Origin of the sequence: Streptosporangium sp. NPDC002524, assembly GCF_040295985.1 — a bacterium.
GTDB lineage: Bacteria > Actinomycetota > Actinomycetes > Streptosporangiales > Streptosporangiaceae > Streptosporangium.
Genome location: NZ_JBEOWK010000052.1, coordinates 1 through 23,890 on the forward strand (window position 1 = coordinate 1; position 23,890 = coordinate 23,890).

Genomic DNA, 23,890 nt, shown 5'->3' on the forward strand with positions numbered 1-23,890 from the left:
GAACCCCGGATCACCGCCAGCACCCGCCGCCCATGACGAACCGCCTGCGACAACCGCTCCAGCACCAGCACCCCCACCCCCTCCGCCCACGCCGCACCATCCGCCGACGCCGAGAACGACTTGCACCGCCCGTCCGCCGACAACGCCCGCTGCCGGGAGAACTCCACGAAGACGTCGGGGGAGGCGATCACCGTGACGCCCCCGGCCAGCGCGAGCGTGCACTCCTCCTGGCGCAGCGCCCGGGTCGCGAGGTGGAGCGCGACCAGGGAGGAGGAGCAGGCGGTGTCGACCGTGATGGACGGCCCCTCCAGGCCGAGCGTGTAGGAGACGCGCCCGGACAGCACGCTCGGCGTGCTGGAGGTGAGCAGGGTGCCCTCGACCGACTCGGGCACCCGGTCGAGGAACCGGTTCGAGTAGAACTCGTACATGCTCCCGGCGTAGACGCCGGTGCGGCTGCCGCGCAGGGTGCCCGGGTCGATACCGGCCCGCTCCAGCGCCTCCCAGCACGACTCCAGGAACAGCCGGTGCTGCGGGTCGGTGGCCAGCGCGTTGCGCGGGCTCATCCCGAAGAAGCTCGCGTCGAACTCCCCCGCGTCGTGCAGGAACCCGCCGTGACGCACGTACGACTTGCCCGACGCCTCGGGGTCGGGGTCATACAGTCCCTCCAGGTCCCACCCGCGGTCATCCGGGAACCCGCTGATCGCGTCCCCGCCGGAGGCCACCAGGTCCCACAACTCCTCCGGGCCCGTCACCCCGCCCGGGAAACGGCAGGCCATCCCGACGATCGCCACCGGCTCGTGCCGGCGGCCCTCCTCGTCGGCGAGCTGCCTGCGGGCCTCCGCCAGATCGACGGTCACCCGCTTGAGGTAGGTACGAAGCTTCTCGTCATTCGCCACTTTCTGGCCTTTCCAGAGACAGCGGGGACGTCATCGCCCGGTTGTCGATGAGGGCGAAGATCTCCTCATCGGAAGCGGAACCGATCTCCTCGACCCCGCTGGAACCGGCGGGGACGACGGAGGGGGTGACGGCGGTGGCGCCGATCCTGGTGAGCGCGCTCTGCAGGATGGCGACGAGCTGGCCGCGGACGGTCTCCGACTCGCCGTTGGCCGCCCGCAGCGCCGACTCCGCCTGGTCCACCGCGTCGCGCAGGGCGTCCTCGGCCGAGGGCGTCTCGGGTGCCAGCGCGGTGAAGAGGTATCCGGCGAGCGCCGTGACGGTGGGGTGGTCGAAGACGAGGGTGGGCGGCAGGCGCAGGCCGGTGTCGGCGTTGAGCCGGTTGCGCAGCTCGACGGCGGTGAGGGAGTCGAAGCCGAGCTCGTTGAAGACCCGGTCCACCTCCACCTGGCCGGGGCTGCCGTGCGCGAGGACGGCGGCGACGTGGCCGCGGACCAGCTCGATCAGGTGGGCGCGGCCCTCGGCCTCGTCCAGCCCCGCCAGCCGGTCGGCCAGCCCGCCGGCGCCCGCGGTGCCGGTGGCGCCGTTGGTCATGCCCCCGGGACTCCCGGCGGCCGTCGTACGGCGGGGGGCGCGGACGAGGCCGCGCAGCATCGGCGGCAGATCCCCCGCCTCGGCCCGGGACCGCAACCCCGCCCCGTCCCAGCGAGCCGCGACCACCAACGGATCGGGACTCGACAGGGCGGCGTCGAACAGCTCCAAACCCTGGTCCACGCTCAGCGGCGCGACCCCGGCCCGCGCCAGCCGCGCCACGTCGGCCTGCGACAAACTCCCCGACATCCCCGAGTCGGTGTCCCACAGGCCCCACGCGATCGACACCCCCGCCAGCCCCAGCTCTCGCCGGTGCGCGGCCAGCGCGTCCAGGAACGCGTTCGCCGCCGCGTAGTTGCCCTGACCCGGGTTGCCCACTACCCCGGCCACGGAGGAGAACAGCACGAACATCGACACCGGGTGCGAGGCCGTCAGCTCGTGCAGGAACCAGGCCGCGTCGGCCTTCGGCGCCAGCACCGCGTCCAGGCGAGCGGCCGACAGTCCCTCGACGAGGGTGTCGTCCAGCACTCCTGCGGTGTGCACGATCCCGCCCAGCTCCACCCCGTCCAGTGCCGAGGCCAGGGCGTCGCGGTCGGACACGTCGCACGCCACCACCCGCACCCGCGCCCCCAGCGCCTCCAGGCCGGCCACCAGCTCACCGGCTCCCGGCGCCTCCGGACCGCGCCGCGAGAGCAGCAGCAGATCCCGTACGCCGTGACCGGTCACCAGCCGCCGCGCCACCAGCGCCCCGAGCCCGCCGGTACCACCGGTGACCAGCACCGTCCCCGACACCACCGAGGGCAGCGCCTCGATCGTGCGGCGAGAGAGCCTGGGCGCCAGCAGGTCCTGTCCGGCGGTGGTGAGCTGGGTCTCGCCCGCGGCGATCGCGGCGGCGAGCCGCTCCCAGCCGGAGAAGCCGGGGGCGACCTCGGCGAGGACGAGCCGGCCGGGGTGCTCCGACTGCGCCGACCGCACCAGCCCCCACACGGCCGCCGTCTCGGGCCCGCCCGGTGGGGTGACGAACACCAGCGTGGACTCGGCGAACCGCTCGTCGGCGAGCCAGCCCTGGGCCAGGTCGAGCACCTCGCGCAGGGCGTCGTGCGCGGCGTACGGGAGGTCGTCGCCGTCGGCGTGGACGGGCGCCAGCACCACGCGCGGGACCCGGCCTGCGCTCATGTCGGCCAGCGAGGCGAGGTCGTAGTGGCGCGGCGCGGCGATCCCCGCCCGCTCCAGCTCGGCGCCCAGCTCGTCGGCCGCCTCGTCGTAGCCGACCAGCGCCCAGTCCCCTGCCTCCGCCTCGGGTACGGGCACGGGCGGTTCGGCCCATTCGAGGGCGTAGGAGACGGGGGTGGGACGGGCGGCGCCCCTGGGCAGGCGGCGCAGTGCCAGCGTCTCGACGGCGGCGATCCGGGTGCCCGCCCCGTCGAACAGGGTGAGCGCGATCCGGTCCGCGCCGAGATCCGTGATGCGGGCGCGCAGCGCCTCCGCGCCGAGCGCGGCCACCCGCACGCCGCTCCAGGAGAACGGCAGCAGCAGCGTGGCCGGGTCGTCGGCCGACTCCAGCACCACCAGGTGCAGCACCGCGTCCAGCAGGGCCGGGTGCAGGACGAACCGGCCGGCGTCGGCGCGTACCCGGTCGGGCGGTGTCACCTCGACGAAGGCGTCGTCGCCCGCGCGCCAGGCGGCCCGCATGCCCTGGAACGCGGGGCCGTAGGCGTACCCCCGCTCGGCGAGCAGCTCGTAGAGCCCGTCCAGGCCGACCGGGGCGCCGTCGGGCGGCCAGGAGGGCAGGCGCTCTGCCGGGTCCTCCGGGGCCGGGCCGAGCAGGCCCGCGGCGTGGCGGGTCCAGGGGGCGTCGGCGTCGCCGGCCGGGCGGGCGTGGACGGCCACGGTGCGGCGGCCCTGCTCGTCCGCGCCGCCCACGGTGACCTGGACGTGGACGCCGCCCGTGGCGGGCAGCGGCAGCGGGGCCTCCAGGGTCAGCTCCTCGACGGCGTCGCAACCGGCCGTGACGGCGGCCCGCAGCGCCAGCTCGACGAAGGCGGTGCCGGGCAGCAGGACGGTGCCGTCCACCTCGTGGTCGGCCAGCCACGGATCGGTGCCTGCGGACAGCCGCCCGGCCAGCAGGAAGCCGCCGTCGGCCGCGAGCGGCAGCGCGGTGCCGAGCAGCGGGTGGCCGGAGCCTCCGGGGCCACCGGCGGGGCCGGGGGCGAGCCAGTGCCGCCGCCGCTCGAAGGGGTAGGCGGGCAGGCCGTCGTGGTGGCGGCCCGCCGGGCCGAGCGCGGCCGCCCAGTCCACGCCGGCGCCGAGCACCCACGCCTGGCCGAGCGCCCTGAGCAGCCGGGGCACGCCGCCGTCGCCGCGCCGCAGCGTGCCCGTGGCGCCTCCGGGGGCGCCGGCCGCCGCCAGCGTGTCCGCGACGTGGCCGGTGAGCACCGGGTGCGGGCTGGCCTCGACGAACACCGGTGTCCCGGTGGCCGCGACCGCCTCGATCGCCTGCTGGAAGCGGACCGGGTTGCGCAGGCTCGTGAACCAGTAGTCGGCCGTCAGCAGGCCGGGGTCGATGAACGCGCCCGCGTAGGAGGAGCAGAACGCCACCTCGGTGTCGCGGGGCCGTATCCCGTCGAGGCTGCGCAGGATCTCCTCGCGCAGCTCCTCGATGTGCGGGGTGTGGGCGGCGTAGCCGATCGCGACCCGGCGGGCCTGGACGCCGTCGCCGCAGGCGGCGGCGCACTCCTCCAGCGCGTCGGCGTCACCCGCGACCACCGTGCTGGACGGGCCGCTGTACACGGCCGGCCACAGGCGACCGGCCCAGGGCCGCAGCAGCTCCCCGGCCTCGGCGGCGGGCAGCGACACGGCGAGCATGCCGCCCTTGTCGCCGAGCCGGGTCAGGGCCCGGCTGCGCAGTGCGACGATCTTGGCGGCGTCCTCCAGGGTGAGCGCCCCGGCGGCGCACGCGGCGGCGATCTCGCCCTGGGAGTGGCCGACGACCGCGGCGGGCTGGACGCCGAGCGAGCGCCACAGCCCGGCCAGCGCGATCATGACGGCGAACAGGACGGGCTGGATGACGTCCGAGCCCTCCAGCGGGGGCGCGCCGTCCCGGCCGCGCAGCACGTCCACGACCGACCATCCGGTGTACGGCAGCAGCGCGCGGTCGCACCGGCCGACCTGGTCGCGGAAGGCGGGGCTGGCGTCGAGGAGGTCGGCGGCCATGCCCGCCCACTGGGAGCCCTGGCCGGGGAAGACGAACACCGGCCGGGCCTCGGCGGGCGCGACCCCGGCGGTGACGGCGGCGTGCGGGGTGCCGGCGGCCACGGCCTCAAGGGCGGCGAGCAGCTCGTCGCGGCCGGTGGCCACCACCACGGCGCGGTGCGCGAAAACGGCCCGCCTGGCCAGCGTCCGCCCGGCGTCGGCGAGCTCGCCGTCCGCGAGCCCGGCGGCGTGCTCGCGCAGCCGGGCCGCCTGGGCGCGCAGCGCGTGCTCGCTCCTGGCCGACACCGTCCACACCACCGGCCCGGCCGCCGTGCCGAGGAGCGGCTCCGGCTCGTCGGGGCGCGCGCCGGTCGGCGGCGCGGCCTCCAGGATGAGGTGCGCGTTCGTGCCGCTGATGCCGAAGCCGGAGACGCCGGCCCTAGACGGCCGGTCCCGCTCCAGCTCGACGCGCTCGGTGAGCAGCCTGACCCCGGCCGAGGCCCAGTCCACGTGCGGCGTCGGGTCGGCGGCGTGCAGGGTGGGCGGCAGGGTGTGGTGCTCCAGCGCCTTCACCATCTTGATCACCCCGGCCACCCCGGCCGCGGCCTGGGTGTGGCCGATGTTGGACTTGAGCGAGCCGAGCCAGACCGGCCGCTCCGGGTCCCGGCCCTCGCCGTACACGGAGATGATCGAGTCCGCCTCGATGGGGTCGCCCAGCCGGGTGCCGGTGCCGTGCGCCTCCACGGCGTCGACCTCGGCGGAGGTGAGCCGGGCGTCGGCCAGCGCCTGCCTGATGACCTCGCGCTGCGCCTGGCCGCTCGGCGCGGTGAGGCCGTTGCTGGCGCCGTCCTGGTTGATCGCGCCGCCGCGCAGCACGGCGAGGACCGGGTGGCCGTTGCGGCGCGCGTCGGAGAGCCGCTCCAGCACGAGCATGCCCGCGCCCTCGGCCCATCCCGTGCCGTCGGCCTGGGCGGAGAACGCCTTGCACCGCCCGTCGGGGGCGAGCCCGCCCTGCCTGCTGAACTCCACGAACATGCCGGGCGTCGACATCACGGTCACGCCGCCCGCGAGCGCGAGCGCGCACTCCCCGCGCCGCAGCGCCCGCATCGCCATGATGATCGAGACGAGCGAGGACGAGCAGGCCGTGTCCGTGGTGATCGCCGGTCCGCGCAGGCCGAGCGTGTACGCGACGCGCCCGGAGACGACGCTGAGCGCGGTGCCGGTGAGCAGGTGGCCGTCGGAGGCGCCGTCGGGCTGGTGCAGCCGTGGCCCGTAGTCCGGGGCCATGGCGCCCACGTAGACGCCGGTGGCCGAGCCCCGCAGGGTGGCCGGGTCGATGCCGGCGCGCTCCACGGCCTCCCAGCAGATCTCCAGGAGCACCCGCTGCTGCGGGTCCATCGCCGTGGCCTCGCGGGGGCTGATCCCGAAGAACGCCGCGTCGAACCGGTCGGCGTCGTGCAGGAACCCGCCGTACCGGGTGTCGCTGGTGCCCGAGCGGCCGCCCGCGAGGAGCGTGTCGAGGTCCCAGCCCCGGTTGGCGGGGAACTCGGTGATCGCGTCGGTGCCGGTGCTGACCAGCCGCCAGAGGTCCTCGGGCGAGGCGACCTCGCCGGGATAGCGGCAGCCCATGCCGACCACCGCGATCGGGTCGTCGTCCACCCTGGTCACGGGGCCGTCGCCGGAGGGGGCCTCCGTACGGTCGCCGCTGAGCAGCGCGTGCAGGTGACCGGCGAGCCGGGCGGGGGTGGGGTGGTCGTACAGCAGCCCGGTGGGCAGGCGCAGCCCGGTGGCGGCGCGCAGCCTGTCGCGCAGCTCGACGGCGGTGGCCGACTCCATGCCGAGGTCCTTGAACGTGCGCTCCGGCTCGACGGCGCCCGTGTCGTCGTAGCCGAGGAGCCGCGCCGTGGCCGCCAGCACCAGCTCGCGCAGCTCGCTGCCCGACCTGGGCGCCGGCGCGTCCGGCGTCCCCGGCGGCTCCTGCGTGCCCGCGTCCGGCGCCTCCGGCCGCGCGGCGCGGGGCGGGGCGGCCGTGGTGTGGCGGCGGCGCTGGAACGGGTAGGTGGGCAGGTCCACCGGCCGCCCTCCGGCGCAGAGCCCGGACCAGTCGACCGGCGCGCCCTGCGCGTACGCCTGGGCGAGCGACCGGGTGAGCCGCTCCGCGCCGCCCTCGCCGCGGCGCAGCGTGGCGGCCACGGCCACGTCCCGGCCGGCGTCCTCCGCGGTCTCCTCCACGCCGGTGACCAGGACCGGGTGCGGGCTGCACTCCACGAACAGCGCGCAGCGTCCCAGGGCGGCCCGTACGGCCTGGTCGAAGCGGACCGGGCGGCGCAGGCTGCGGTACCAGTAGGCGGCGTCGAGCCCGGCCGTGTCCATGAACTCGCCCGTGAGCGTGGAGGCGAACGCCGTCGTGCCGCTCACCGGCCGGATCGGGGCGAGCGCCTCCAGTACCTCCTCGCGCACCGCCTCGACCTCGGGCGAGTGGGAGGCGTAGTTCACCGTGATGATCTTGGTGCGGTGGCCGGGCAGCCGGGCGGCCAGCTCGGCCAGCGCCTCCTTCGGGCCGGAGACCACCAGCGAGCGGGGGCCGTTGAAGGCGGCCACGGACACGCCTTCCGGCAGGACCGGCTCCACCACGTCCAGGGGGGCGGCGACCGACATCATGCCGCCCTTGCCGGTGATTCCGGCGATGGCGCGGCTGCGCAGCGCGACGACCCTGGCGGCGTCGGAGAGGGTGAGCGCGCCGGCGACGGTGGCGGCGGCGATCTCGCCCTGGGAGTGGCCGACGACCACGTCGGGCCGCACGCCGTGGGCCCGCCACGTCTCGGCGAGCGAGACCATGACGGCCCACAGGGCGGGCTGCACCACGTCCACCCGGTCCAGGCCCGGGGCTCCGGGGCGTTCCTTGAGCACGTCCATCAGGGCGTAGTCGGTGAAGGGTTCGAGCGCGGCGGCGCACTCCTCCAGCCGCGCGCCGAACACCGGCGAGGCGGTGATCAGCTCGCGGGCCATCCCCTCCCACTGCGAGCCCTGGCCGGGGAAGACGAAGGCGTATCCCCCGCCGGAGGCGGCGCCGGTGACGACGTCGTCGTGGGGGCGGCCCTCGGCCAGCGCGCGCAGCGCCTCCCGGCGCGTGGCGGGGTCCTGGGCGAGCACCACGGCCCGGCGCTCGAAGGCGGTCCTGGTCACGGCGAGGCTTAACGCCACGTCCACCGGCCGCGCGCCGTCGACGCCCGGGGTGTCGGTGTCGGTGGCGGTGTCGGTGTCGGTGGCAGCGGTGTCGGCGGTGTCGATATCGGTGTCAGCGGTGCCGGTGGGCACGGGGGCGGGGGCGGTGGCGCGGGTCGCGGTGTGGGCGGCGGCGATCGTGTCCAGCCGGCCGGCCTGCTCGCGTACCGCCTCCTCCGTCCGCCCGGACACCACCCAGGGCGCGCCGGCGCCCAGCCCGCCGGCCCGGGGCGTCGCGTCCGGGGCGTCGGCGCCGCCGGGCGGGGGCTCGGCGACGATCAGGTGGCAGTTCGTGCCGCCCATGCCGAAGGAGCTGACGCCCGCCACCAGGCGGCCGCCCTCCGGCCAGGCGCTGCTCTCGCGCACCACCCGCAGGCGCAGGGCGTCCAGGGGGATCCGCGCGGGAGGCGTCTGGAAGTGCAGGCTGGCGGGCAGGCGGCGGTGCTTGACCGCGAGCACCACCTTGAGCAGCCCGGCGATGCCCGCCGCGCCCTCCAGGTGGCCGATGTTCGTCTTGACGGACCCGACCAGCAGCGGCTCCTCGCGCCCGGCCCCGTACGCGGCGCCGAGCGCGGCCGCCTCCACCGGGTCGCCGACCCTGGTGCCCGTGCCGTGCAGCTCGACGTAGCCCACGTCGCCCGGCGCGACCCCGGCCTCGGCGCAGGCGAGCCTGATGACCTCCTCCTGCGCCCGCGCGCTCGGCACGGTCAGCCCCTCGCCGCCGCCGTCGTTGTTGACGGCCCCGCCGAGGATCACCGCGTGCACGCGGTCGCCGTCGGCCAGCGCGTCGGCCAGCCGCTTGAGCACCACGACCGCGCCGCCCTCGCCGCGCACGTACCCGTTGGCCCGCTCGTCGAAGACGTGGCAGCGGCCGTCGGGCGAGAGCGCGCCGAAGGCGCCGATGGCGGCGGTGGTCTCGGCGAGCAGGTTCAGGTTCACCCCGCCGGCCAGCGCCAGGTCGCTCTCGCCGCGCCGCAGGCTCGCCCCGGCCATCTGGACCGCGACGAGCGACGACGACTGGCCCGTGTCGAGGGTGAGGCTGGGCCCGCGCAGCCCGAGCGCGTACGAGATCCGGTTGGCGATCAGCGCCCGGTTGACGCCGGTGTAGGCGTGCCGGCCGGGGCGCGCGGCCCTGTCGCTCAGCGCGGCGTAGTCCTGGGAGATGGCGCCGAGGAAGACTCCGGCGGCGCTGCCGCTCAGCGCGGCGGGCAGGACGCGGGCGTTCTCCAGCGCCTCCCAGCCGAGTTCGAGCGCGAGCCGCTGGTGCGGGTCCATCGCCGCGGCCTCGTTCGGCGAGATGCCGAAGAAGGCCGCGTCGAAGCCGTCGACGTCGGCCAGGAACCCGCCCCGCCGGTACTCGGCGGCGTCCGGCCACCGGCCGGCGGGCGCGTCGGTGACCGCGTCCACGCCCTCGCGCAGCAGCCTCCAGAACGCCGCCGGATCGGCTGCCTGAGGGAGCCTGCACGCCATGCCGACGACGGCGATCGCGTCCGGCCCACCCGTCCCGGCCTGCTGTCTCGACTCACCCATTAATACGCCACCCCAAGCCTCGGGCGCCCATAGGGCACCGTTTATCCGAACGGCTGTGATGCATTTACCGACAGCCGGACGAGTTCGCGGCCATTAGATAATTAATGAGACCCTAATTGCCGGTCCCGGCGGGGCACACGGTCTGCGGACGGCACCTTGTTGCCGCATTTTATTGCCATACCCTCCGGCGGCTCCGAGCCTTGACCCCGGCCTCCGGGTCGGGCATGAATGACGGACGGAGAAATCCGTGGGAGGAGGGGCGCATGCCCGTCGAATCTCCGCTCAGCCACGGCCAGCTCTTCAGCTGGCGCGAGATAGAGCGGTATCCGGAGGACTGGCTGGCCGAGGCGAACCTGTCGGCCACCCTGGACCTGCGCGGCCTGTCCACCGGGCAGGTGACGTCCGCGCTCGAGCGGATCGTCAGGCGGCACGAGGCCCTGCGCACCACCTACGCCCCGGGCGTCCCGGACGCCGCGGGGGTCGCCGTCCCGGTCCAGCACGTCCACGAGGACGTGGAGCCGCCGATCGAGCGGGTCGACCGGATCATCACCGACCCCTCGGAGTACGAGCAGACCAAGGCAGAGCTGGCGGCGCTGCCGTTCCCGATGGCCGGCGACCTCAACTGGCGCGGCCGGATGGTGAGCTCGGGGGGCGCCCCGATGTACCTGTCGCTGACGTTCTCCCATCTGATCGTGGACCTGTGGTCGATCCACCACCTGCTGGACGAGTTCAAGGCCCTGACGTCCGGCGCGCGGGCGGCGGTGCCGGCCGCGCCGCCGTCGCAGCCGCCCCCGCCACCGCCGCGCGAGCTGGCGCGGCGGCAGCGCGAGGCGGCCTGGCGGCCCCGCCAGGAGGGCGCGGAGCGCTACTGGCGGCGCGTGGTGGCCGAGGGGCTCACGGACGGGCTGCCGACGCTGCCCGCGCGGGTCAAGCGCGAGCGGCTGGAGCTGACCCTGCACTCGCGGCGCCTGGGCGGCCTGGCGGCGGAGGCCGCCCGCAAGCACGGCGTCACCGCCCCCGCGCTGGTGATGGCGTTCGTGAGCGCCGGCCTGGCCAGGCATCTCGGCACCGACCGGGTCACGATGAGCCTGATGTCGTCCAACCGGTTCGCCCCGGAGGACCAGCACCTCATCGGCACGATGAACCAGCTCGTCCCCGTCGTCACGGAGGTGGACCGGCGGGCCACCGTCGCCGAGCACATCAAGCGCCTGCACTGGGCGGGCGCCCGCGCCTACCGTCACGGGTCCTACGACATCGACCGGATCGCCGAGGTCGCCGCCGGGCCGGCGCCGGAGCACGGCTGCTGGATCAACCACCTCTTCCGCGCCTGGTTCAACTACGTCCAGGTGGACCGGCGGCCGAGCGACCCGGCCGACCAGACGCCCGCCGAGCTGGCCTGGACGCCCCTCGCCCAGCCGTACGGGCAGGCGTTCCGGGTCCGGGTCGAGGTGCGGGGCGGGCGTACCAGCGTGCTCATGCTGGCCGACCCCGAGGTGCTGCCCGCCCCGGCGATGGTCGACGTCATGCGGACGATCCCGCTGGGGATACAGCTCGCGCTGACCGACCCCGGCCGGGCGTTGAAGGACCTGTGGAGCGCGGGCGAGCAGCTGCCGCCGGCGCTGTTCCCACCCCACCCGCCCGAGCCGCCCCGGTAGCGGCCGGGCCATCATCGTGGAGAGCCCATGGCACGCACCCTCTACCAGTGGTTCGCCGGTTCCGCGGCACGTTTCGGCGATCGGGCCGCCCTGGAGGTGGGCGGCGAGCGGTACGCCTACGACGAGCTGGAGGCGATGTCCGGGCACGTCGCGGCGCGGATCGAGGCCGCCTGCGACGGGCCCCCGGCGCGGGTGGGGCTGTACGCGGGCCGCGGCGTCCTGGCCTACGCCGGGTACCTGGCGATCCAGCGGCTGGGCGCGGCGGCGGTCCCGCTGAACCCGGCCGCGCCGGCCGCGCGCAACCGCCTGGTGGCCGCGTCCGCGCGCCTCGACCTCGTGCTGTCCGACGCCTCCCACGAGCCGCCGGACCTCGCAGGTCCCTCGGGTCCCGGCCCGCGCGTCCTGCGGGTGGACCCGGACGCCCTGCGAACCGTCTCACGGACCGGCGCCGCCCCCCGGGAGGCGGGCGCCGACGACCTGGCCTACGTGCTGTTCACGTCGGGGTCCACCGGCGTCCCCAAGGGGGTGCCGGTGCGCCACCGCAGCGTGGACGCCTACCTGCGGCACGTGATCCCCCGCTACGAGCTCGGCCCCGGTGACCGCGTCTCCCAGACCTTCGACCTGACGTTCGACCTGTCGGTGTTCGACCTGTTCGCCACCTGGGGCAGCGGCGCGACGCTCGTCGTGCCCGGCCGCTACGACCTGCTCAAGCCGGTCGCGTTCGCCGCCAGGGAACGGCTGACCCACTGGTTCTCGGTGCCGTCGGTGGTGTCGGTGGCGATGCGGCTGCGCCGGTTGACGCCCTCGGCGATGCCGTCGCTGCGCTGGAGCCTGTTCTGCGGGGAGCCCCTCACCCTGCGGCAGGCCGACGCCTGGCGGACGGCCGCGCCCGGCAGCGTCCTGGAGAACCTGTACGGCCCGACGGAGCTGACGCTCAGCTGCACCGGGTACCGCCTGCCGGCCGACCGTTCCGACTGGCCCGAGACGGCCAACGGCACGGTGCCGATCGGCCTGCCGTACCCCGGTGTGGAGCACCTGGTGCTCGACGGGGACGGGCGGCCCGCGCGGGAGGGCGAGCTGTGCCTGCGCGGGGTGCAGCGCTTCCCCGGCTACACCGACCCGGAGGTGAACGCGGGCCGGTTCGCCGCCTTCGACGGCGACGCCGCCGTCCCCGCCCCCTCCGTGACGGACGGCACGGCCGCGCCCGAGCTGTGGTACCGCACCGGGGACCGGGTCGCGTGGCGCGACGGGCTGCTGGTGCACCTCGGCCGGCTGGACCAGCAGGTGAAGATCTCGGGCCACCGGGTGGAGCTGGGCGAGGTCGAGTACGCCCTGCGCGGGCAGCCGGGGGTGCGGGAGGCGGTGGTGCTGGCGGTGCCGGGCCCCGACGGCGAGATGGAGCTGACCGCCGCCTGCACCGGCACGGACCTGAACGCGGTGGCCCTGGTCAAGGGCGTCACCCAGGTGTTGCCCGGGTACATGGTGCCCCGCACGGTCACGCCGCTGGCGGAGCTGCCGCTCAACGCCAACGGCAAGGTGGACCGGCGCGCCCTGGCGGGCCTCCTGGGCGGGTGACCCGGCCGGGAGCGTCCGGGAGTCGCGGGACCCGGACGGGTGGCCCGCGCCGGAACGATCGGGGACCGGGCGGGTGACCCTCGTCGGAACGATCGGGCCCCCGGGCGGGTGACGCGCGCCGGAACGATCGGGAGCGGGGCGAGTGGCCCATGGCGAAACGGGTGACCCACGTCAGGAGGTCGGAACGGCCGGGGACCAGGGGCGGGGCCGGAGGCCCGGCAGCCGGGCGGGTGGCCCGTGTCAGAACGGCCAGGATCCAGAACGGCCGGGACCCGGGCGGGCGACCCGCCCCGGAGCCGCCGGGGCCGGGCCGGAGGGCCGGGAGCCGGGCGGGTGGCCCACGCCGGAGCGGATGGCCCGCGTCAGGACGGCCCCGGGACGTCAGAACGGCCGGGGACGGTTCGGGCCGGTCGTCATCAGCGTGGACAGCGCCCCCCACAGCGAGCCGACGGTCGCGAACGTGGCCTCGTCCAGCAGATCGTCGGGCAGCTCGACCGCGTAGCCGTTCTCGATGTCGACGAGCAGGCGCACGACGCCCATCGAGTCGAGCCCGAGCGCGGACAGCTCGTCGCGGGCGGTGAGGCCGCCCGTCTCCGCGTACGGCAAATGCACGCGCAGAATGCTCTGGAACTGATCTGGTATTTCCAGCATCGCGTTACCCCCAATCCAACGGTGAATAGTCTCCGATATTGAGGCTGCCGAATTGCTGGGCACCGGTCAAGGCGACCGGGGAAGGCGCACGTGGCAGCTTATCCCGGGTCGGAACCTGTCATTGGCCGGTGGTTGTGACAGCCGCCGGAAAAGCTGATCCTCGAACGTATTAGGGATTATGCGACGACCGCTAGAGGTGGAACCGTGGAATCCGCGAACCTGTGCTGGGGGCAGCGCTACATGTGGCTGCGGCTCCACCAGCTGCCGCCCGGCCACCAGCGCGAGACACATGTGGTCCTGCGCTTCGACCTGCCCCCGGGGCTCACGGTCGCCGCCTGCCGGACGATGCTCACCCGCCTCACGCGCCGGCACGAGATCCTGCGCACCACCTTCGACCTCGGCCCGGAGCCCGCGCAGCGGGTGCGCCCGGCCGCGCCGCTGCCGGTCACGGTGGCCACCGTCGAGCGGGACGGCACCGCCGCGCCCGCCGAGGTGGTCGAGGAGCTCAGCGGCAGGCCGTTCGACCTCGCCGCAGAGTGGCCGGTCCGGGCCTGCCTGATCACGTCGGGGGACGTGCCGAAACACTGCGTGCTGGTGTTCAACCACCTGGCCGTGGACGTGTGGACGCTCGGCGAGATCAAGCGGGAGCTGCGCACGCAGGGCGTCGCCGCCGCCACCCGCCGCCCGGCGACCGTGCTCCCGGTGCGCTGCCAGCCCTCCGAGCTGACCCGGTACGAGGCGTCGGCCGACGCCGCCATCGTGGCGTCGCGGGCCATGGCGTACTGGCAGGGCGAGGTGGCCCGGCTGCCCGCCGACCCGTTCGCGGCAAGGCGCGGCGCACCGTCGCGACCATCGGCGCCGTCAGCGCCCTCAGCACCGTCGGGACTGTCAGCGCCGTCAGCGCCATCGGGACTGTCGGGGCTGTCAGCGCCGTCAGCGCCGCCGGATCCGCCCGCCCGGCACGCGACGCTGATCTCACCGGCGCTGCTGGGGGCCTCGCGGCGGGTGGCCGCCCGGTACGGCGTGTGGCCGTCGCTGGTGCACGTGGCCGCCTACACCGCGATGATGGCGGCGTACACCGGCCAGGACGACGTCGCGCACCTGGCGTTCGTCAGCAACCGTGAGTCGCACCCCCACCCGGACGTGCTGACGTGCATGTTCTCCCCGATGCTGGTACGGGTCGGCTGCGCGGGCGACCCGTCGTTCGGCGAGCTGCTGCGCCGGGTGTCGGCCGCCTACGAGCGGGCCGGGCAGCACGCGTACGTGCCCTACGACAAGGTCGTCGAGATGGTGTCGCGGGAGGGCTCCCGGCGCGGCGCGGCCGTCCGGCTGGGCTCGGAGATCAACTTCATCAAGCAGCGCACCAAGGACTACGGCGGCCGGCGCACCGCCTTCACCTGGAACCCGGTCCCCGAGTCCTGGGCCCTGCACGACTCCGACACCTACCTGCGCGTGGACGAGTGGCGCGACGCCGTCGCCGTCGCCCTCCACGCCGCCTCGCCGATCATGGACGACGTCGCCGTGGAGCGCTTCCTGCGCGGCATGGAGACGCTGGTGCTCGCGCACGACGACCCCTCGGCCGACCTGCCGCTGAGCGAGGCGGCCCGGCTCGCCGGGTTCGAACCGCCCCGCGGCGTGCCCGTCGCGGCCCCGATCGAGGCCTGGGCCGGCGAGACCGGCCCCGCCACCCTGGCGCTGGCCGACGCCGTGCGGCGAGCGCACGGGTTCGGCGACCTCGACCTGGACCTCTCGAACAGTTACACCCTCGCCGGCGGCCAGGCCCTGCGCATCCCGCAGGTGCTGGCCGAGCTCGCCCTGCGCGGCTGGGAGGGCATCACCCTCAACCAGCTCGCCGGTCCGGCACCGCTGGGCGCGCTGGCCTCCCGGCTGGCCCCGAACCCGCGGAACGCCTCTGCCCAGAACCCCGTGAACTCGGAGTGACGCCATCATGAACAAGACATCCACCGGCCAGGTATCCACATCGCGCCAGCTGGTCGCCTCCGAGCGGGAGCTCCGCGACGCCATAGCCCGGGAACTGCCCGCCGAGGACCTGGGCAACCTGGTCGTCATGGGCGGCCACTTCATGCTGTTCGAGGACGGGACGTCGGGACGGCTCGTCCCCGGCGTCATCGAGGAGCAGGCGGACGAGACCATGCGCCGCCGCATCGCCGGCCGCGTCGGCGTCTTCCCCGGCTACACCTGGGAGCTGTCGGCCGGCCTGCTGCGCGACTACGCCGCGGCCGGGGTGGAGTCCCGGCTGCTCCTGCTCGTCAACGACTGGCAGTACGTGCCGACGGCGGGCCGTCCCGCCCGCGAGCTGCGCGCGGAGTTCTTCGAGGGCTTCACCGCGCTGCCCGCCGCGTACGAGAGGATCCTCCACGAGACCGGGCTGTCGGCCGCGGACGTGCTGCCGAGCAGGAAGCACCCGCTGGCCTTCCCCGAGACCTGGCTGAAGTACCGCTTCCAGAAGGCCGCCGACCGGCTGGTCAAGCAGGGCCGCCTGGAGAAGCGCTACCTCGAGGGCGCGAGCGGTGACAGCGAGGTGGCCTTCCTCGACGCCGACGGCAACTACCGCACGCTGATCAGCTGCGGCATCACCGGCTGCGCCGGCGAGATCACCGAGATGATCGCCGAGGTCTACCGGGCCGGCTACCGGGCGATCCTGATCTTCGCCCCTGGCGAGTGCATGATGCCCGTGCAGACCGGCGTGGACATCGCGCTGAGCCTGTACGACCTGCCGGACATGCGGGTGGTGATCGCCGATCCCGGCGGCAGCGGCGAGATGTCGGCGGAGGAGATCTACGGCAAGCTCGTCACCGTCAGCACGTTCCGGAGCTGACGCCATGAAGAAGATCATCTACCTGGACGGCTGCGCGACGACGCGGGTGGACGACGAGGTGTTCGAGGCGATGCTGCCGTTCCTCAGGGAGGAGTACGGCAACCCGTCGTCCCCGCACGTGCTCGGCAAGCGGGCCAGGCGGGCCGTGGACGTGGCGGCCGCCTCGGTGGCCGTTTTCCTGGGCGTCGACCCGGCCGACGTGATGTTCACCTCCGGCGCGACGGAGAGCAACAACCTGGCGCTGCTCGGCATGTTCGGCCACGACGACCGGGCGCCGGTGAGCGGGGTGTTCTGCCCGACCGACCACAAGTCCTCGCTCGCGATCGGCCGGGCGCTGGCCGCCCGCGGCGTGGACGTGCGGTCGATGCGGGTCGGGCCGGACGGCGCGGTCGACCTGGAGCACCTGACCGGCCTGCTCGACATGGACTCCAGGGTGGCGACCGCCGCCTGGGTCAACAGCGAGATCGGCACCGTGCAGCCGGTTCCGGCGATGGCCGAGCTCTGCCACGAGGTGGGGGCGATGCTGCACGTGGACGCCGCCCAGGCGGCCGGGCGGATCCCGCTGCGCGTGCGGGAGGCCAAGGTCGACACGCTGTCGCTGTCCGGGCACAAGATCCGCGGCCCCAAGGGGGTCGGCGCGCTGTACGTCAGGCCGGAGATCCGCCACCGGCTGCGGCCGGTCATCTTCGGCGGCGGGCAGTACGAGCTGCGCAGCGGGACGATCCCGACCCACCTGGTGGTCGGGCTGGGCAAGGCGTGCGAGCTGGCGCAGATCCGGATGGACGCCGAGCGGCGCAGGGCCGGCGAGCTGCGCGCCACCGCGCTGGACATGCTGCGGGCGGGGCTGCCGGGCGTGCGCGTCAACGGCGATCCCCTCGACGGCGTGCCGCACGTGCTCAACGTGGTCATGCCCGGCGTACGCGGGGAGAGCCTGGTCTCCAGCCTGTCGGCGGTGGCGCTGGCCACCGGGTCGGCGTGCAACTCCGGCTCGCAGGAGCCCTCGCACGTGCTGACCGCCATCGGGCTGAGCGCGGAGGAGGCCAACAGCTCGGTGCGGATCTGCCTGGACGCCCAGATGCCGTTCGAGGACCTGGTGCTCGGCCTGGACCTGATCGTCGAACGGGCCCGCGACCTCGCCGGCGTGGCCGTCGCGACGGGCGGCCACGCCCCTTTCACCCCGTCTTGAGGAACTTCCTGGCCGCTTCCACTCCCGCCTGGAAGCGGCTGGTGGCGTCAAGGTCGCGCATGAGGGTGGCGATGTGCCGCCGGCAGCTGCGCACCGACATGCCGAGCTTCCTGGCCACCACCTCGTCGGTGTAGCCCTTGGCCATGAGCGCGGCGATGGACTGCTGGAGGTCGTCGGCGACGGTCGCGTAGCCGAACTCGACGCCCTCCAGCGGCGTCGCGGTCTCCCACAGGTGGTTGAACATGTCGAGGAAGAACCGGGCGATCCCCTGGTTGCGCACCCGGGCGAGGGTGATGTCGCCGCCCTCCTCGCCGTCGCCGTCGCCGAACAGGGCGACGAGCGACCGGTCGAAGACGATCGCCGAGCGCGGCACGTGGCTGACGGTGTAGACCTCCACCCCGGCGTCGGTGAGCCGCTTCATCGCCAGCCGGGTGGCCACGTCGGCCCGGTTGCGGTGCTGGCAGATGACCCGCACGGTCACGCCCCTGGCGACCAGCACCAGGAACATCTGCGACAGGTCGCCGGCCTCGCCCACCCCGCCCTGCAGGACGAGCAGCTCGTCGCGGCAGGCGTCGCCGGCCGTCTTCAGGAAGCCGCGCACCTCCATGGTCCCCACCAGGTACTCCACGGTGCTGGGCGCGGAGCCGTCGCCGGCCTGGGCGCCGAAGACGCCGACCCGCTCGCGGATCTGGTCGATGAGCTCGCGCCGCCGGTAGATCTCCCGCTCGACGGAGCACACCAGCGAGGCGACCGCGAGGTCGGGGTCGACGGGCACGAACCGCCCGCCCGCGCCGTCGTCGGCGCGCAGCAGCCGGCTCTCCACCAGGTGCCGCACCGCCTCGCTCACCAGGTGGACGTCGATCCCCAGGTCGGCGGCGGCCACTTCGACCGCTCCAATCATTCCCTTGCGGGCGGCGTAGTAGTACACGTCGGTCACGTACTCGTCACCGGACGGCGATCTGCCGGTGAACAGCGTCGTCATGGACATATGGTCACTCCTTACTCACCTGTTCTCGAACCGCTCGGCCACCGAGACGACGTACCGGCCGTAGGCGGACGTACCGAGTTCGGCGCCGAGCCGGTGGCACGTCTCGGCGTCGATGTAGCCCATGCGCAGGGCGATCTCCTCAAGGCAGGCGATCCGCACGCCCTGGCGCTCCTCCATGAGCTGGACGTACTGGCTCGCCTGCAGCAGCGACTCCGGGGTCCCGGCGTCCAGCCACGCGAACCCGCGGCCGAGGTCGACCACCTTCGCCCTGCCCCGCTCCAGGTAGGCGCGGTTGACGTCGGTGATCTCCAGCTCGCCGCGGGCCGACGGGGTGAGGTTCTTGGCGATGTCGACCGCGTCGCCGTCGTACAGGTAGAGGCCGACGATCGCGCGGTTGGAACGGGGGGCGAGCGGCTTCTCCACGATGGACAGCAGCCGGCCGTCCGCGTCGGTCTCGGCGATGCCGTACCGGTGGGGGTCGCCGACCGGGTAGCCGAACAGCACGCAGCCGTCCACCTGCCGGCACTCCTGGCGGAGCAGGTCCTGGAAGGAGTGGCCGTGGAAGACGTTGTCGCCGAGGATGAGCGCGACCGGGTCGCCGCCGATGTGGTCGGCCCCGATCACGAGGGCCTCGGCGATGCCGTTGGGCTCGGGCTGCTCCGCGTAGTCGAGGCGGAGCCCGAGGTGGGAGCCGTCGCCGAGCAGGAGCCGCAGCTGCGGCAGGTCCCGGGGCGTGGTGACGATCAGGATGTCCCTGATGCCGGCCAGCATGAGCACCGACAGCGGGAAGTACACCAGCGGCTTGTCGTTGACCGGCAGGAGCTGCTTGGAGACCGCCAGCGTGGCGGGCAGCAGGCGGGTGCCCCGTCCTCCGGCGAGCAGGATGCCCTTCATCGCGTTCCCTCCTTCCTGCCCGGCGCTCACGCGCGGGCCGGGGTACGACGGCTGAACAGGACCAGGGAGACGGCCAGGAGCAGGGCGGCCATCAGGGCGAGCACGCCGAGCTGGGGCAGCACCGAGGTCAGGCCGGTGCCGGGCTCGGCGAGCGTCAGCAGCGCGTCCATCCCCCAGGCGTGCGGGAAGAGGTGGCCGATGGCGTTGATCACCTCTCCGGAGGACTCGCGCGGCCACAGGCAGCCGCCGAGCATCCCGAGGACCACGCCGAGGGGCGGGCCGATCGCCGGGGCCTGGTCGGGCGAGCGCAGCAGGGTGCCGACGAGGAGCGCGGCCCCGGTCGCGACGAGCGAGAACACGACCACGACGGCGGTCACGCCGAGCGGGTCGCCCCACGACACGCCGAACACCAGCGTGCTGACCACCATGATGAGCGCGGCCTGCGCGAGCGCGACGAGCAGGCGGCTCAGCGCCTCGCCGAGCAGCACCGACCGGCGCCGCACGGGCGCGGTGAGCGCGCGCTGCAGCATGCCCAGCCTGCGGCTCTCCACCAGGGCGGCCGCCACGGCCATCGAGTTGATGAAGGTGAACAGCAGCAGGTTCGCCGGGGCCGTGTACGCGAAGCCGCGCGGGTCGGCGCCGCCGCCCGCGGCCGAGCCGGTCACGCCGACGCGGCCCGACTCGGCCTGCGCCCGGCGTACGTACTCGGCGGCCTGCGCAGGAGTGGCGCCCGCGGCCTCGGCGGCCCGGGTGGCCTCCAGGACGGCGGCGACCTTGGCGACCGCGCCGTCGATGGCGCCGCGGGCGGCCAGGCCGCTGCCGTTGGTCTGGGTCACGACGAGGTCCAGGCGGCTCGCGCCGGGCGCGATGACCAGCCCGGCGGCGAGCGAGCCGGCCCGCACGCCGGAGCGTACGTCCGCGGCCGCGTCCATCGGCAGCACCTCCAGGTCGGGGTGTTTGCGCAGCTCGGCGAGGAGGGAGGCGGTGAGGGCGTCGGAGCCGGGGGCGACGACGCCGACGGGGAGCCGGGAGGAGCCCGCGGTGCCGCCGCCGAGCGCCATGCCGACGAACAGGATGGACACGAACGGCATCACGACCATGAAGAACAGGCCGACGCGGTCGCGGGTGTGCCTGCGCAGGTTGGCCGCCACCAGCGCGGCCACCGGCCTCGGCCGGAGGGTCTCGGCCGACACCGGCCTCGGGCGGGAGGGCTCAGCGGCCACCGGCTCTGTCAGCGGCTCCGTCTCCGTCTCCGTCATCGGCTTCGGGTGGAGGGTCGCGACGGCCACCGGCTCTGCCGGCGGCTCGGTCACCGGCTCGGTCACCGGCCTCGGGCGGCGGGTCACAGCAGCATCCCCTTCCTGAGGCCGAGGACGGCCAGGCCGCCCGCGACGAGCGTGATCGCCAGCAGGACGCCGATCGGGCCCGCGACGGCGGCCACGCCCGTGCCGGACCCGGCCAGCTCCGCCAGCGCCGTGGCGGTCCAGCCGTTCGGCGTCAGCAGCGCCACCGTCTGCAGCGGGCCGGGAAGGCTGTGCAGCGGTACGAGGCTGCCGCCGAGGAACGCCATCACGAACGAGACGACCATGGTCACCCCGTCGGCCTGGGCGTCGGTCCTGACCCGGGCGGCCACCAGCATGGTGATCGCGGCGGCGGCCAGCACGTGGGCGGTCAGCACGGCGAGCACCGCGAGCGGGTCGCCCCAGCTGGAGCCGAAGATGAGCGTGCCGGAGAGCCAGGTGGCGCACACGCTGACCATGGCCAGCGCGAACCCGACCACGGCCTTGCCCGCGACCGGGACCCAGGCGGACAGCGGCCCGGCCCGCATCCGGTCGAGGGTGCCGAGCTTGCGCTCGGTGAGCAGGCTCCGGAACGACGCGCCGACGACGAAGAAGGCGAACAGCGCCGCCATGCCGGAGCCGTAGTAGACCGCGAGGTCCACCTTGCCGCCGGCCAGCGGGTCGCCGGTGAGGGTGAGCGCGGGCCCGGCGGCGCCGTTGCGCTCCACCAGCTCCTTGACGCGGTCCCCGGGCGTCCCGGCGAGCAGGGCCGCGCGCACCGCCAGCGTCCTGGCGTCCACGACCGCCGAGATCCGGTCCACGACGGCGCTCGCGACTACGCCCGCCAGCGGCGACCGGGGCGAGGTCAGGACGGTGACGTCGCCGCCCTCCCCCGCGCCGACGCTGCGGGTGAACCCGGCGGGGAAGACGATGGCCGCGCCGATCTCCTCGGCGTCGAGCGCCCGCCGCGCCTCCCGGTCGCCCGGCAGGTCGCGCAGCGTCACACTGCCCTTCAGCTCCTCGTCGGCCGTCACCTCGCGCCGTACGCTGGCGGGGAACTCGCCGCCGTCCAGGTCCACGAAGCCGATCGTGGCGCGCAGCGGCGGGTCGTCGCCGCCCAGGGCCAGGCCGAACAGGGTGGCCAGGGTCACCGGCACGATGAGCGCGATGACGATCGCGGTGCCGTCGCGCAGCCGGGTGCGCAGTTCGAGTGCGCTCACCGTGAGCATGGCTCGCCACATGGTCAGTCCCGCAGGGTGGTGCCGGTGAGGTGCAGGAAGGTCGCCTCGAGGTTGGGCTCGATGACCTGGGCGGCTGTCACGACGGCGTGTCCCTCCACGGCGGTGATGAGCGAAGGCAGCAGGTACCTGCCGCCGTCCGCCATCAGGCGTACGGACGCGGTCCCGGTCCTGGCGGCCTCGGTCACGCCCTCCACGGCGCGAAGCTTGGCGAAGGCGGTCTCGACGTCGCCGTCGAGCACGAGCTCGACGGTGTCGGCGCCGCCGACCAGGGCGACCAGCTCGCGGCGGGTGCCGTCGGCGACGATGCGGCCCCGGTCGATGATCGCCACCCGGTCGCAGACCCGCTCGACCTCCTCCATGTAGTGGGAGGTGTACAGCAGGGACATGCCGTCGGCGACCAGGCGTTCCAGGCCGTCGAGGATGGCGTGGCGGCTCTGCGGGTCCACGCCCACGGTGGGCTCGTCGAGGATGAGCACCTCGGGGTGGTGCAGCAGGGCGGCCCCGATGTTGATGCGCCGCCTCATGCCCCCCGAGTAGGTGCCGAGCTTGCCGTCGGCCCGGTCGGAGAGGCCGATCAGGTCGAGCACCTCGTCGATGCGCGCGGCGAGTGACCGGCGGCGCAGGCCGAAGATCCGGCCGAAGAAGCGCAGGTTCTCCCTGCCGGTCAGATCGGGGTAGAGGGCGATCTCCTGCGGCACGTAGCCGATCCTGGACTTGGCGCGCAGCGGCTCGCCCGCCAGGTCGACGCCGCCGACCGTCACGGTGCCCGCGTCCGGCCGTACCAGCCCCACCAGCATGGAGATCGTGGTGGTCTTCCCCGCGCCGTTGGGGCCGAGCAGGCCGTACGCCTGGCCGGGGGCGATGGAGAAGCCGACGTCGTGCACGGCGACCAGGTCGCCGTACCGCTTGCCGAGGCCCCGGCAGGACAGGGCGGCCGTCATCGCCGCCACCCCGGCACTTCCGGCGGGTCGCCCTTGGCGGCGGTGTTGGCCGCGAACACCTGGCGGGCGGGGTCGGCGCCGAGCTGGTAGTCCAGCGGGGTGTTGCCGGCGACCCGGTTCCACAGCACGTGGCAGTCGAGGACGTCGCCGCCGCCGAAGTCCTTGGAGGAGCCCATCACGAACCCCGCGCCCATGACCGACTCGCCTCCGGGGTGGTTGTCGTGGATGTGGTTGTTCACGACGGCCACCCGCTCGGTGCCGATCAGGGCGAGGCCGACGCCCGAGATCGGCGGGCCGGCCGCGCCCAGCCCGTCGGGCTCGGCGCCGGCGGCCAGCACGTTGCCGTACAGGTCGTTCCCGGCCACCAGGCAGTCCCGTACGCCGCCCTCGGGCTCGCCCTCGTACACCTGGTTGAGCATCAGGACGCCGATCGCGTTGCCGTGGCAGGTGTTGCCCACCACCCTGGCCCGCGAGGAGTTGTCCACGAAGACACCGAAGGCGTTGGCGGTGCACTCGTTGCCGGTGATCTCCGCGTCGGAGCGCGGGCAGAAGCTCAGGGCGACGCCGCCGTACTGGCTGCCCGAGGCGCGGCAGTCCACCACCCGGCAGCCGGTGGACTCGCGCAGGTAGATCCCCCAGACGGCGTTGCCGCGCGCCTCGACCTCCCGCACGGTCACGCCGGCGGCCGAGTGGGCGTAGACGCCGGCGCCGGAGAAGCCCCGCACCGTCAGCGCCTCCACGCGCACGTCGCCCACGGCCTCCCCGTGCACGGTGAGGCCGCTGACCACGTCGTCGGCGGCGTCGTGCAGCCGGGGGACGTCGAGCGGGCCGCCGCCGCCCGGCACCAGCACCGTGCGCCCGGCACCGGCGCCGGTCAGCGTCACGCCGGGATGCCTGATCCACACGCTCTGGGCGTACGTCCCCTCGTCCAGCAGGATCCGCGCTCCGGGGCCGCTCTCGTCCAGCGCCCGCTGGATCGACTCCCCCGGCCGGACCGTTCTCGTCTCGGACATCAGCTCCCCTTCCCCTGCTCGCCCTGCTTCCCCCGCGGGACCGGCGCGCCCGCGTAGACGTCCGCGTAGACGATCGCCAGCGACACGAGCACCCCGCCGCCCTCGCCCCAGCGGGCGGCGGCGGCGACCGTTCCCGGCGCGCCGCGGGACACACGCGCCAGCCCCGAGGCCGCGCCGTCCCCCCCGTCAACCATC

The 23,890-nt window shown here is 74.7% G+C and carries 15 protein-coding genes; 5 read left to right on the plus strand and 10 right to left on the minus strand.

Features of this window, described 5'->3' with window-relative positions; all coding sequences use genetic code 11:
• Together ABT053_RS42515 and ABT053_RS42520 are read right to left on the minus strand one after the other, a co-directional pair.
• A partial coding sequence (locus tag ABT053_RS42515; RefSeq protein ID WP_350977723.1) for a beta-ketoacyl synthase N-terminal-like domain-containing protein occupies window positions 1–896 on the minus strand: 896 nt, incomplete at its 3' end.
• On the minus strand, window positions 886–9,432 hold the full coding sequence (locus ABT053_RS42520) for an SDR family NAD(P)-dependent oxidoreductase (protein ID WP_350977725.1): 8,547 nt from the start codon (window positions 9,430–9,432) through the stop codon (window positions 886–888). The genes ABT053_RS42520 and ABT053_RS42515, both read right to left, overlap by 11 nt.
• A gap of 263 nt (window positions 9,433–9,695) precedes the next feature.
• On the opposite strand from ABT053_RS42520, the gene ABT053_RS42525 reads away from it, so the two are divergent.
• Together ABT053_RS42525 and ABT053_RS42530 are read left to right on the plus strand one after the other, a co-directional pair.
• The gene (locus ABT053_RS42525) at window positions 9,696–11,087 is read left to right on the plus strand and encodes a condensation domain-containing protein (protein ID WP_350977727.1); all 1,392 of its coding nucleotides are present in this window, start codon (window positions 9,696–9,698) and stop codon (window positions 11,085–11,087) included.
• A 27-nt stretch (window positions 11,088–11,114) separates the two neighbouring features.
• The gene (locus ABT053_RS42530; RefSeq protein ID WP_350977730.1) at window positions 11,115–12,662 is read left to right on the plus strand and encodes an amino acid adenylation domain-containing protein; all 1,548 of its coding nucleotides are present in this window, start codon (window positions 11,115–11,117) and stop codon (window positions 12,660–12,662) included.
• Window positions 12,663–13,043: 381 nt separating this feature from the next.
• On the opposite strand, the gene ABT053_RS42535 is transcribed toward ABT053_RS42530, so the two are convergent.
• Window positions 13,044–13,274: a phosphopantetheine-binding protein gene (locus tag ABT053_RS42535; RefSeq protein WP_350977732.1), complete on the minus strand. Its 231-nt coding sequence runs from the start codon at window positions 13,272–13,274 to the stop codon at window positions 13,044–13,046.
• Between the two features lie 243 nt (window positions 13,275–13,517).
• Here ABT053_RS42535 and ABT053_RS42540 point away from each other — a divergent pair, with 243 nt between their 5' ends.
• Genes ABT053_RS42540 through ABT053_RS42550 form a run of 3 tightly spaced genes read left to right on the plus strand, consistent with a single transcriptional unit; the run spans window position 13,518 to window position 17,338 of the window.
• Window positions 13,518–15,254: a condensation domain-containing protein gene (locus tag ABT053_RS42540; protein ID WP_350977734.1), complete on the plus strand. Its 1,737-nt coding sequence runs from the start codon at window positions 13,518–13,520 to the stop codon at window positions 15,252–15,254.
• A 7-nt stretch (window positions 15,255–15,261) separates the two neighbouring features.
• Window positions 15,262–16,152, plus strand: coding sequence for a hypothetical protein (locus ABT053_RS42545; RefSeq protein WP_350977736.1), 891 nt, complete (start codon window positions 15,262–15,264; stop codon window positions 16,150–16,152).
• Between the two features lie 4 nt (window positions 16,153–16,156).
• Complete coding sequence (locus tag ABT053_RS42550) at window positions 16,157–17,338, plus strand: cysteine desulfurase family protein (RefSeq protein WP_350977739.1); 1,182 nt, start codon at window positions 16,157–16,159, stop codon at window positions 17,336–17,338.
• On the opposite strand, the gene ABT053_RS42555 is transcribed toward ABT053_RS42550, so the two are convergent.
• The 7 genes from ABT053_RS42555 to ABT053_RS42585 all read right to left on the minus strand — a co-directional run.
• A complete protein-coding gene (locus tag ABT053_RS42555) occupies window positions 17,325–18,326 on the minus strand; it encodes a hypothetical protein (RefSeq protein ID WP_350977741.1) in 1,002 nt (333 codons plus the stop codon). The genes ABT053_RS42550 and ABT053_RS42555 overlap by 14 nt on opposite strands.
• A 15-nt stretch (window positions 18,327–18,341) precedes the next feature.
• Window positions 18,342–19,220: a glucose-1-phosphate thymidylyltransferase RfbA gene (rfbA, locus tag ABT053_RS42560; protein ID WP_350977742.1), complete on the minus strand. Its 879-nt coding sequence runs from the start codon at window positions 19,218–19,220 to the stop codon at window positions 18,342–18,344.
• A 26-nt stretch (window positions 19,221–19,246) separates the two neighbouring features.
• Window positions 19,247–20,566, minus strand: coding sequence for an ABC transporter permease (locus ABT053_RS42565; protein WP_350977744.1), 1,320 nt, complete (start codon window positions 20,564–20,566; stop codon window positions 19,247–19,249).
• On the minus strand, window positions 20,563–21,729 hold the full coding sequence (locus ABT053_RS42570) for an ABC transporter permease (RefSeq protein ID WP_350977745.1): 1,167 nt from the start codon (window positions 21,727–21,729) through the stop codon (window positions 20,563–20,565). Before ABT053_RS42570 ends, ABT053_RS42565 begins: the two co-directional genes overlap by 4 nt.
• A 14-nt stretch (window positions 21,730–21,743) precedes the next feature.
• Window positions 21,744–22,682, minus strand: coding sequence for an ABC transporter ATP-binding protein (locus ABT053_RS42575; protein WP_350977747.1), 939 nt, complete (start codon window positions 22,680–22,682; stop codon window positions 21,744–21,746).
• Window positions 22,679–23,695 (minus strand): right-handed parallel beta-helix repeat-containing protein, encoded by a 1,017-nt coding sequence (locus ABT053_RS42580; RefSeq protein WP_350977749.1) that lies wholly within the window; start codon window positions 23,693–23,695, stop codon window positions 22,679–22,681. The genes ABT053_RS42575 and ABT053_RS42580 overlap by 4 nt, the downstream gene beginning before the upstream one ends.
• Window positions 23,695–23,890 (minus strand): hypothetical protein (locus tag ABT053_RS42585; protein WP_350977750.1); only part of this gene is annotated, 196 nt, incomplete at its 5' end. The genes ABT053_RS42585 and ABT053_RS42580, both read right to left, overlap by 1 nt.